Source organism: Komagataeibacter europaeus LMG 18890 (genome assembly GCF_000285295.1).
Classification (GTDB): domain Bacteria; phylum Pseudomonadota; class Alphaproteobacteria; order Acetobacterales; family Acetobacteraceae; genus Komagataeibacter; species Komagataeibacter europaeus.
Window position 1 is genome coordinate 1 of record NZ_CADP01000038.1, and the last position, 11,526, is coordinate 11,526.

General features: G+C 59.6%; 9 protein-coding genes. 2 read left to right on the top strand and 7 right to left on the bottom strand.

Annotated features, from left to right (window positions below; genetic code table 11):
- The 6 genes from GEU01_RS11790 to GEU01_RS11820 all read right to left on the bottom strand — a co-directional run.
- Positions 1-328 (bottom strand): transposase (locus GEU01_RS11790; RefSeq protein WP_019086247.1); only part of this gene is annotated, 328 nt, incomplete at its 3' end.
- Between the two features lie 305 nt (positions 329-633).
- Positions 634-2,448 (bottom strand): tannase/feruloyl esterase family alpha/beta hydrolase, encoded by a 1,815-nt coding sequence (locus GEU01_RS11800; protein ID WP_019086249.1) that lies wholly within the window; start codon positions 2,446-2,448, stop codon positions 634-636.
- A 130-nt stretch (positions 2,449-2,578) separates the two neighbouring features.
- Positions 2,579-3,364: a siderophore-interacting protein gene (locus tag GEU01_RS11805; protein WP_019086250.1), complete on the bottom strand. Its 786-nt coding sequence runs from the start codon at positions 3,362-3,364 to the stop codon at positions 2,579-2,581.
- A 236-nt stretch (positions 3,365-3,600) separates the two neighbouring features.
- The gene (locus tag GEU01_RS11810; RefSeq protein WP_019086251.1) at positions 3,601-6,009 is read right to left on the bottom strand and encodes a recombinase; all 2,409 of its coding nucleotides are present in this window, start codon (positions 6,007-6,009) and stop codon (positions 3,601-3,603) included.
- A gap of 597 nt (positions 6,010-6,606) precedes the next feature.
- The gene (locus GEU01_RS11815) at positions 6,607-7,500 is read right to left on the bottom strand and encodes an alpha/beta fold hydrolase (protein ID WP_026018696.1); all 894 of its coding nucleotides are present in this window, start codon (positions 7,498-7,500) and stop codon (positions 6,607-6,609) included.
- 183 nt (positions 7,501-7,683) lie between these two features.
- Positions 7,684-8,514: an SDR family oxidoreductase gene (locus GEU01_RS11820; RefSeq protein WP_019086253.1), complete on the bottom strand. Its 831-nt coding sequence runs from the start codon at positions 8,512-8,514 to the stop codon at positions 7,684-7,686.
- Positions 8,515-8,610: 96 nt separating this feature from the next.
- On the opposite strand from GEU01_RS11820, the gene GEU01_RS24335 reads away from it, so the two are divergent.
- Entirely contained in the window at positions 8,611-9,516 is a 906-nt protein-coding gene (locus GEU01_RS24335) for a LysR family transcriptional regulator (RefSeq protein WP_081499960.1), read from the top strand.
- Here the strand turns inward: GEU01_RS24335 and GEU01_RS11830 are convergent.
- Positions 9,476-10,411: a LysR family transcriptional regulator gene (locus GEU01_RS11830; RefSeq protein ID WP_019086255.1), complete on the bottom strand. Its 936-nt coding sequence runs from the start codon at positions 10,409-10,411 to the stop codon at positions 9,476-9,478. The genes GEU01_RS24335 and GEU01_RS11830 overlap by 41 nt on opposite strands.
- 92 nt (positions 10,412-10,503) lie before the next feature.
- Between GEU01_RS11830 and GEU01_RS11835 the strand changes: the two genes are divergently transcribed.
- Positions 10,504-11,466 (top strand): NAD(P)H-binding protein, encoded by a 963-nt coding sequence (locus GEU01_RS11835; RefSeq protein WP_019086256.1) that lies wholly within the window; start codon positions 10,504-10,506, stop codon positions 11,464-11,466.
- Positions 11,467-11,526: the final 60 nt, after the last annotated feature.

The following is an 11,526-nucleotide window of genomic DNA, read 5'->3' on the forward strand; positions in this document are numbered from 1 at the left end:
CGTCTCGCCCGTCCTGCTCACGCGACAGGATCACGAGAATATGGTTTATCGCTTCCCATCGTCCCTCGCGGATCCAACGGTAGAAATAGCCCTGCACGGTCGTGAAGGCGGGAAAATGACGAGGCAATTGTCGCCACTGGCAACCCGTAGTGACGATATAGAGGATCGCCTCCATGACCCGGCGCAAATCCGTACGTCGTGGTCTCCCCAGTCGTTTCTTCTCGGGCATCAAAGGCGCAATCAGCGCCCACTCCGCATCGCGAAGGTCGCTTGCATACTCCAGGTCGTCCCGGCGATACTGCGCGCGGGTGATTTCAGTCCAGGCCATCTTGATCTCATCAGGTTATCGCAAACCCATGAATCATAATCCACTGAAATCACTCAACTCATTTTCGGTCAGACACTAAGACATAGCGGACAGGCAGCAATTCATGCCGTCGACGTACAGGACAGCTGTGTGCCGGGGCCGGTGGCAGTTGTGTCGCGCCAGCGTGACCGCTGGCCCCTGTTCTATCATCCGGCGGGTGACAACCTGCTGAGCGAGGTCAGTCCGTCGGAGCCCATATAACCGTGAAGTCTGCCACCTGCCCCGGTCGTCCGCCCGACATCTGATGCCGGGCGGCACGGTTTCCATTACTTCGCGCTTTCCACCACAAGCCTGCCATCCCGGACGCCATACTGCTTCTGGTTATCCGGACCGATCAGCGATGTGGCATGACTTGCAAATGCCATTGGCAGGGACGCAGGCAATTTCACGGGTCGGTAATTCCGCGCGTCATTCACGTCCCCTGCCCCGGCATACCGGGCAATATATGGGTAGGGATAGACCGGACGGCTGGCTATTGCCGTGGCATTCGGTCGCGCATAAGGCTGGCTGGACATGGGGGCCATGTGGATCTGCCCGCCTGCCGGCGGCCTGTCATGGCTGCCGGCGGGTGGTCCCATCGCTTCCCTGCCCTGCGCTGTCCTCTCGGTGCGGATGGCAGCGGGCGTCAGTCCGGCTTCCGTCCATGCCATCAGCGGCGAGAGGAAATCGACCTGCGGAAAGCCCTCGCCATTGCCGCAATGCCCGACGCCGGGCAGCAGGTAGAATTTCAAGAAGCTGTCGGTCTGCTCCACGCCCATTTCCCGCTGCACGCCCTGATAATAAGCAATGGTGTTCAGGGGCGAGATCGACTGGTCCGCCAGGCCATGCCACAGGATCAGGCGGCCACTACGTTTGTGAAACGCATGAAGGTCCGTGTTCTCGGCATTATACAGCGGAGCCAGTTCGCTCATCCGGGCGAAGGAGGCATCGTCAAAGCGGAAGCGGCCTAGGTCAGCCGCCTTTTCATCCACCTGCGCCGGAATGACATAGGCAATGGCCGAAGCAGCAATGCCATTGCTCATGGATTCCCCATGCGCGGTCGCGGGCAGCGCCCATTGCAGTTCCGATCCCGGCAGGGGCCCGCCGATGATATAGGGATGATCGGATGCATCGGTTGCTCCGGCATAGAGCCGTACAGCCGCCTGCGTTTCCTCTGCCGTCAGGCAGTGCGAAGTGTCGCTCTGGCCAGCCGGACACTGCACCCATGCGGGATCGAAATGGCAGGTGCGGGGTTCTTCAAGAATACCGTCCTTTACACCTGAAAGCGTATCGCAATGCTGGATGACGGCATCATGCAGCACGCCCACCCGGTTCTGCAACAGGATGCTGGTACCATCGGCACGCTGATTCCCGCGCACGTTCCATGCGTGATAGAATGAATTCTGCACGGTAAACAGGGCGGCCGGAGCACCGGCGGAAATGCCATCAAAATCCTCGGGGAAACGCTGGGCTTCCATCAGCGCTTCACGACCACCATCGGAACAGCCGACAAAATAGGAATATTTCGGGGCCTGTCCGTAGAAAGTCGCCGTCAGGGCCCTGGCCGCCAGCGCGGTGACATGGTTCGCGCGATAGGCGAAGTCAATGCGCTTTTGCGGGTCTTTACCAAACTCGCCCTGTGCCAGCCCCACCATGGAGCCTGTATGGCCCATGTCATCACCCGCCATGACGAATTCGCCATTCAGGGCGGGCGCGCAGGCCCCGGCGTTACTGACGCCCACACGCGTCATGCCGCACAGGCCGCCGCAGCCTCCCTGCAGGAATCGCTGGGTCCAGTGCTCCATGGGCAGATCGACCTCAAAGGAAATCGCAGGCGCGATCTGCCCCGTGACCTTGCAGAATTTGCCCTTGGGGGTCTGAAGCACGGCAGCCTTCTGGCCATGGACTGCAGCGCCGACGGCGGGCGCAAGATCGACGGTGCCCAACGCATCGCACGATATGACAGGCGTTACCACCGGCAGGGAAGCGCTATCCGCCGCCTGTGCCGGAGTGACAGGGACAGGGACAGGGACAGGCAGCAATCCGGCCCCTGCCCCCATGACCGCAAGGAGAACGGTCAGGGTCAGAAGTACGTTTTTCATATCAGGCAAAATATCCTGTTCGGCCTTCTTTGGTTCATGAACCGAAGGTAGGTCATGTCTCGCTGAATGAATGTATAAATTTGTAAGGTAGGCGCCTCATCATGGTCCTGACACCCACGCCCCTTATCGTTCAGCGCGCGTCCCCGACGTCCTTCACGGACGCATCGACCTGGCCCTTCACCCAGTAGCCGGATGCCTTGATCCACTGTGCCGGAATCCTGCGTTCATCGAGAAGATACTGGCGCACGGCTTTCGCCACGCGGGCCTCGGCACCGACCCAGACAAAAGTGCGGTCCGGAATTTCCAGATTTTTCAGGACAGCAAGAATGCCGACAGCGTCATCAGCTTGCTCCATGGAGCGATGGACCCAATGGGCAGCATGGTGTGCGGCCGTGGTAAAGACCTGCTCGTCTTCCGCCCCCGGCACAGCAACCACAGTCGTAACGGACGTCCGGGCAGGAAGCGCCTCAACCCGTCGTCCGATCGCAGGCAACGCCGTTTCGTCACCGATCAGAAGCCAGTGATCAATCGGGCCGGAAATGATCTGCGACCCGCGTGGACCACCGATCTCCAGTCGGTCACCCGGTTTGGCGGCCCGCGCCCACGCGGCGGCTGGTCCACCATGATGATTGACGAAATCCAGAAGCAGCGTACCGTTCTGCGGGTCGTAACGGCGCGGCGTGTAATCGCGACGGGTTGGTGAACCATCCAGACCGGGAATGAAGATCTTGATGTGATCGTCAGGGGACGGGCTGTAGAACCCGGCCAGTTCGGGGCCACCCAGCGTGATACGGATCATATGCGGGGTCAGGCGCTCAACAGCGCGGACTTCAAGGCTACGCCTGACCAGGTCATGCCGCACACGGCGGATCTCGGGGGCATCATCGCGATTTGAAAAGGACTGGAAAAGCTTCATCACTGTGTATCCCTGTCATGCCGACAGACCGGTGACTGTGGATACACAGACGCACAGGCTGCCAGCATGCTGCTGTCAGTTTCTGTGCGTTGTTTCACGTTAACGCATACGAAAGTACGGTCTGCAAAGACCACACTAGCTGTGCAAATCAAAGCCTTCGGCGGCAGAGTCTGTCAACGGGTTTCTCGGTATCCTTCTGTTACCGTCGCGCACCAGATGGCCTGACAGCACCATCTTCAGATCGGGCAGACTCCACTGGCACATTGCAGATGCGCCCAGTCCACCACTTCGCCCACCTCGTCATCCTGGATCATGGCCGTGATGGCAGCGAATTTGCCTGCCGTGACTTCCTCTTCCGGCAGGTATTCGTAACCAAGGCCGGAATCCGGACGGCTGGGCAGCACGGCGCAGCAGCGCACATGCGGCTGGTTGTCAGCTACCATGGCGCGGAAATTGTCCAGACTATGCCGGTCGGTATAGACCTTGAGCGTGTAAGATACCTGATTGCCCTGCTCCGCCCCGATCCAGTATTTCTCCAGCAGTTCCAGCCAGCGATACTGCTCCTCCGGCGAGGCTTCGGGTGCTGTCACCACACGCTCGCCCATGCCGAGACGCTGGATAAGCGGCACGGTCGGAAAGCCCACAATACTCATGCCCGGAAAGCTGCGCAGCGAACGCACGGGATAGCCCTTGTGCTCGTAAGCTGGCAGTAGCGGGTCGGTTCCTGCCTCCCACGTGCCGTCCTCGCGCCGCACGCCCTTGAACTGCACCCAACGCAGATATTGCCGCCGTGCGGGCAGGTGTGCACCTTCGGTCAGGCCAAACAGCTTCGATGTGGTGCCCGCAGGTTTGACGGTTGTAACTGTAACCGGCCGGGTGGTGCCGGTCTCAAGCGCATAGGCATTCGCCTCGGCTTTGGCGATGGTGGAGAGTTCGCGCACAGCGTTCCAGAAGGGGGCGGCACGGTCCTCGTCCAGCAGATCATGAAAGTCGAGACCGAAGCGCACCCATGCCCATTCATGCAGACCGGTCGGGCCGATGCCGATCCGGTTGGTCCGGCGCACTTCCTCGCCATACAGCGCGTCCATACGGTTGGCACGCAGCAGAAAGCGCACGCCAAGCCGCACGGAATCCCTTACGCGGGCATCCCATATGTCCGCCGCTTCGGCTGAGACCTGACCGGGCATCACTTCCTCTGGCGCCACCGGGCAGGCCAGCAGCGGGGCGAAATCACCAATCACGCAATAACCACCCGTGACGTGCAATGTGATCTCGCCGCAGGGGTTGGTCGTGACCGGAAAATGCGCGGACGTGGCCCGCTGAGCCAGATCGGCCAGCAGAGCTGCGCCCTCGGTGGCCTGATAGCGGTGCGAGCGGAAATCCCGCCCATCCGCATGCACCTGTTTGAGCCGAGCGCTGCCGGTGCGGTTATCTTCCAGCCGGTCACCATTGATGAAGCCGGGCTCCCCATTGATCCATGCGCACCGCGTAGCTTCCGCGAACATCGCGCGGGCGTGATCGGCCAAGGGACCGGTCTTCGCGGGATTGTTCACGTATTCCCAGAATTCGGCATCCACCATGACGGAGTGGTTGGCGGTCCACAGGCCGCCTTCTTCCTTGGCGCGGATGAAGCACAGTACATCCCCGTCCAGCCATGATTTGGTGGCCATGCGCGCGGCACGACGCGCACCGCCCACCTGCACCTCGACCGATAGATAATGGTCCACCCGCAGCGCCTGTTCCCATAGCGGCATATCGCCTGCACGCGCGGCCTTGATCACATGCTCACGCACATTGAGCAGTCCGCGCAGCAACGAGACCGGCCCCGAAGCGGGCCGCCCCTGCATGCCCGCAATCGGGCTGCCCGCACAGCGGATGGCGCTGAAATCCAGCACTAGTGTGCGATCGCGTTCGCCACCGAAGGCCATTGCCTCAATCGTCTCGACCGCCTTACCCCAGCCTTCGCGGCTGTCCTCAATGACGTGAACAAGGTCACTGCCTTCCGGCAGCCGGGTCAGCACGGTTCTTTCCAGAAAGGCGCGGACCTGCGCTTCCCTCTCTGCATCGAAGGCTTCCAGCACCGTGCCCCAGGGCAGGATCTGCATCTCAAGGCCGAACTGCAGCAGGCTGGCACGGTCCTGCGGGTAGTCCGGGTGCTCTGGTGAAAGGACGAATTTCACGTCGGGGGCCTGACCCCAGTCCACCACGCACAACTCATCATCATAGGCCCGTCCCACGCCGGAGCCGTTGAGCAGCAAATAGAATTTCGCAAAGGAGCAGATGGCCGTGGCGCAGTTGGTGAACATCTCCATGTTGCGATCCGGCTGCGTGCTGTCACCATGCTGGAGATGACGCCCCGAAGTGAGCAGCGCCCCCGTAGCGATGGCGTTACGGAGTTGCATGATCTCCGCATCCTCCACCGTGGCCAGTAATCCGGCATTGCCTTCGGCCACACGGTCGGCGACACGCCCGAAATCCTCCCGGTCGGAAGGGCGGAACACCGTCCGGCGACCGACTGCTTCTCCCATGCCCCGATCCAGCGGGCGTGCCGGGACAGGTCGCGTTCCGAAAGCCCCTTCAAACGGATTACGAACGGCCTTGCGGCCACCCTGGCCGCCCGTAAACAGCGAAAAATCTCCGTCCATGCACCGGCTCCATTCTGCGGGCGAGCATGGTCCGTCTTCGAGACCATGGTCGCTCATATTGTGCTCATGAAACTATGGTGACACCAGATATTGTGTCCTGCACGAACAAAATAGCGGGCCGCACTTTCCTGATCGCTGTCACCCGCAGTTTTCCTTGATATGCGACCTGATTTTTTTTGGCTCCTGCTGGACTGCCTGCCAGGCGAATCATTTTGGTCGCTTCGAACACCTGAGCGGCGACGCCATTGTCTCAGTGAAGGCCATGCGAAAATTATCACGCACACGTGAAATCAGGCAAAACTACGCTGCGCTTTCAGTCCCATTTGCATCCTATGTGCATCCTGCGCGTATATCCCAAACGCAGAAAGCCGCCCTTACGGACGGCTTAACGTGCTAATTTTATTTGGTAATTTTGGTTGCGGGGGAAGACAACCAACGATACTTGCGGTTGATCGACCGCGAAATACCGCATCTCGCTGCATAACTGAGCAACCGTGCCAGCCCCTATGGTGGCATCCAATCGCAATCTTTATCCTCAGCAGACAAAGGTGACGCTATTCCATCGAACCGATTTACATTTGGAATGCAGGTATCTGTTCACAGAAATGCAGCAATGATTCTCAACATTTCCTCCGGTGCTTCTTCCTGTGGACTGTGACCACAGTCAATCGCGTTCCCCTGCACATTCGTGGCTTTTTCACGCCATGTCTCTACAACGTCATAGAGTGCGCCGACGGTCCCTCGTGCGCCCCACAACGCAAGAAGCGGCGCTTCGATGCGCCTGTCGTCGTCCTCGGCGTCATGGACAAGATCGATGCCCGCTGCGGCACGATAATCCTCACATGCTGCATGTCGCATCGCAGGGTCAGCGTAGCAGCGACGGTATTCGGCCATCACCCGAGGGTCGACAGAGCCCTGTATCTTGACCTGCCCTGCGATGTGATTCTCCAGAAAGAAATCCGGATCAGCGCCAATCAGCTTTTCCGGCAGTGGATAAGGCTGGATCAGGAAAAACCACCAGAAATAACGCCGGGCAAACTCCATATCGGTTCGGGCATACATCGTGGCTGTTGGCGCAATGTCGATCACGACCAGTTTTTCGACTGACTGTGGTGCATCAAGTGCAAGGCGGTGTGCTACGCGGCCACCCCTGTCGTGCCCAATAACCCGAAAACGGTCAAAACCAAGTGCTTTCATGACACCAACCTGGTCGGCAGCCATGGCCCGTTTGGAATAGTTGATGTGCTCAGAGCCTCCATCTGGCTTCGCACTGTCACCGTAACCTCGAAGATCAGTAGCCACGACAGTAAAATGCTTTGCCAATATGGGCGCAATCTTGTGCCAAGTCAGATGCATCTGCGGATGGCCGTGTAACAGAAGCAGAGGAGATCCTGTTCCGCCAACAGCAGTCCGAATACGGATATCGTCTACTTCAATATCGTACCACCTGAACCCCGGCAGCAGTTCTGGGAAGCCAACAGCAGTCTTCATCACCACACCTGATACTCCCGGTGAATAATAGCGGAACCAGTATAGTTTAATTCAGAAGATACCTGTTCTGAGACGAGATCAACATCTCTTGACCTGTCACTCATTGCACAGATCGCCACTCTGCTGGTTTTCAGGAATAGGCTCCGATCTTCATGGGAGACGTAAAAATAACCTAATGCCGGGTCACCGCTTGCCATCGGCCGAATACGCAACATCACGCTGTGTTTCGATCGAAGTGAGGCGGCTGGCCAGTTCGCGTGTGATATTGTCATAGGCCTTACTGCCCAATGGCAAACGGAATGGCGGCTTCTCACTGTCGGCGGCGGCAATCATAGCCGCAACCGTGCGTCTTGCGTCTCCATTGATAGGAAACGTCCCGGCATCAATCGCCTTTCTCACAGCCCCTGCGGGCGTGTCATCATAAACTGCCATCGGTGCCGCATGTACCATACCAGCCGCGAAATTCGTCCCCGTCGGCCCGGGTTCGACAATTATGCAGTCGATACGGAAGGGAGCTACCTCCTGTGCAACGCTCTCAATGAATCCCTCAATGCCCCATTTGGTAGTATGATACAGGCTGAAATTCGGATAGGCGATCTGCCCTCCTTCCGAGGACACCTGCATGATGCGCCCCCCGCCCTGCTGGCGTAGGTATGGCAGAACCGCACGGATCAACTGAATGGAGCCTGTCAGATTGGTGGCGATCTGACGGTCGATGTCGGCATCTGCCACTTCTTCTGCTGCGCCAAACACACCGTAACCCGCATTGCTCACCACCACGTCGATCCGTCCGACATGCCCGAACGCTCCCGCGACCGCGCTGCGGATGGCCACCGTATCAGTCATCTCGAGCATCATCACTATGAGCCGGTCGCCATATTCGCGTTCCAGATCGGTGAGAGCGTCCTTGCGCCGAATTGTCGCGACCACCTTGTCGCCACGTTCCAGCAGATCTTCTGTCATGATCCGGCCAAGGCCAGAGGACGCGCCCGTGATCAACCAGCTTTTGCTCATAAAACACTCCTGCACTGATGATCCGGAAGTGTATAAGTCATTCATTGGTATTACTATCGCGCCATTATGGCATGACCTGTTGAGTTTCTTTCACCAATGTCTCGTCCAACCCTGAATGAACTGGCCCTTTTTGCTGCCGTCGCCACCCATCGCAGTTTTCGCAAGGCGGCAGACGAACTCGGCGTGTCGAGGTCTTCCCTCAGCCACGCGATACGTAGTTTGGAACAGACTCTGGGTGTCTGTCTGCTCAACCGGACCACCCGCAGCGTCGCGCTCACCGAAGCCGGGAGACGACTGCGGACCGGACTTGAACCCGTCCTGAGCGGGTTGGACGATGCGCTCGATGCTGTGGCTGATGCTCGTGGTGCGCCTGCAGGCACATTGCGTATCAATGCGAATAAGGGGGCGGCGGAGCTTTTCCTCCGCATGATCGTACCCCGTTTCATGACCCTGTACCCTCGGGTTAAACTTGATCTCGTTGTGGAGGGGCAGTTGGTGGATATAGTCGAGGACGGGTTCGATGCTGGCATCCGTCTTGCTGAAGCCATACCACAGGACATGATCGGGGTGCCGCTGGGTGGCGAAGTCCGGTTCGTGACTGTCGCGTCGCCAGCTTATCTCGCACACCATGCCCCGCTTCAGACACCGCACGACCTCCGCCTGCATCACTGCATCCGTCAACGCCTCCCCGGCGGAAAACGCTATCGCTGGGAGTTCACCCGTCATGGAGAGAATATGACTCTCGACGTTCCAGATGTTCTCACCCTGAATGACAGCGACCTGATGGTGGAGGCGGCCGGCAAGGATCTCGGCGTCGCCTATGTGCCTGAAAGCTTCGCGCGCCGCCTTCTGGCTGACGGCCGGCTGGTGACGGTTCTCGACGCATGGTGTCCGCCCTGCCCTGGCCTCATGCTCTATTATCCACGCAACCGGCATGTCCCTTCCGCATTGCGCGCATTGATCAACCTGATGAAGGAAACGAACCGGAAGTTATCTGGGTAATCTGGGTACCGGTGCAATATTGCCGGAGATTTGCGGCAAGATGCCGAAACACAGCATCGATGCGGTGGCTGTGACGTAGGTCCGCATGCGCGACGACCCAGGCTTCAAGTTCCGCGACAATCAGGCCAGGCAACACACGCACGAGATCCCGCTCACCAATTGGTAATTGCGTGACACCGATCCCCAATCCCGCGCGTACCATGGCAAGCTGGGTCGGATGACTGTCGGTGCGGAGCGCGAAATACAGCTTCTCTCCCAGCGTCTTTTGCAATTCCCGTGTAAAATCTTGATCCATCCGGGATCGGTCCGAGCCGATCAGCGTGTGCCGGGCCAGATCCGTCGCACCTTCCGGCACCCCATGCCGCTCCAGATAAGAGGCGGTCGCGAAAAACCCGAGCGGGATACATCCTGCCCGTTTCGCCACCAGCGCCCCATGGCGCGGACGATGCATCCGGATCGCGATATCCGCTTCCTGCCCCGGCAGATCTGCGTTCTCGTTGCTCAGGACCAGTTCGACGTAGAGGCCCGGATGGCGCTCCCGCAGCGGGGCCAACAGACGCGGCATGACCTCGATGCCGACGAATTCGGCGACGCTGATACGCACCGTACCCGCGATCTCACCCCCGGACGCGGACGCAGCGCGATAGAAAGCCTCTGACGCGAAGGCCATACGCCGGACATGGACCGCCAGTTCCCGGGCGTCATCCGTCGGAACCAGCCCATTCACCGTGCGCGAGAAGAGTGGCTGACCGATCGCGCGCTCCAGCGCCTCGATCCGGTGACGCACGGTCGGCTGGGTCAGGCCGAGGTTGCGCGCCGCCGCCGACAGGCTTCCCGTATCGAGAACCGCGAGGAAGGCCCGTTGTCCGTCCCAGTCCGGAGAAAGAATGCTCATCGTTTTTCAATGAGCAGCATGCCGATCTTTGTCAATTTCCTTCGCGACCGCCTCCGTTCACTCTTCCGGTGGAAACGCAGGGAGATCGCAGCGTGACGAAAGCAATCCTCGTTCTGGGGGCAACCGGCGGCATTGGCGGCGCGGTCACACGGGTCATGCTGCGTCACCGCTGGCAGGTGCGGGCAATGGTGCGTGACCCGGCCCGGGCTCAAGCGGGCTGGGGTGACGATGTGATGCCCCACTGGGTGCAGGGCGATGCCATGCTCCGGGACGATGTGGTGAGGGCCGCGACCGGGGTCGACGTAATCCTGCACGGCGTCAATCCGGCAGGCTACCGCAATTGGGAAACAACAGTGCTGCCGATGATCGACAACACGATCGCCGCCGCCAGGGCTACCAGCGGAGCGCGCATTGTGCTTCCGGGAACGATCTACAATTATGACGCCGCCACAGCGCCGGTGATCGACGAAACGACACCGCAAAATCCGCCTGGCCGCAAAGGCAAGATCCGCAAGGCCCTCGAATGTCGCCTCACCGGCGCCGCCCCGGAGGTTCCGAGCCTGATCGTGCGGGCGGGCGACTATTTCGGCCCTGACGCACAGCAGAGTTGGTTCGCTCAGGCGTTGGCGAAGGCGCCGCTGAAACAGATCACCTATCCCGGCCGCACTGGTATCGGTCACGCCTGGGCTTACCTGCCTGATCTGGCCGAAGCAATTGCGCAACTGCTCGAACTACGACCCGGTGCCATGGCAACCGTCGAACGCATGCAGTTCAGCGGGTTCTGGGACGCAGACGGCACACACATGATCGCTGCGCTCCGCCGCATGACGGGCACGCCGGATCTCTCAGTCCGGCACTTCCCATGGTGGTTGATGCACCTTCTTTCTCCATTCGGTGGTTTTCCGCACGAAGTGATCGAGGTTAAGCCCTACTGGCATTATCCGGTCCGGCTCGACAACAGTCGCCTCGTCCGGTTGCTGGGATCAGAACCTCATACCGACATCAATCAGGCTGTCAGAAATGCCGCGAACTGTCCCGGAGTCTCAACGTCCTAATATTTGGCATATGCATTTTGGCTCGCGGGAGCAGAGCTGTCTGCAACTTTAGTTAACCTG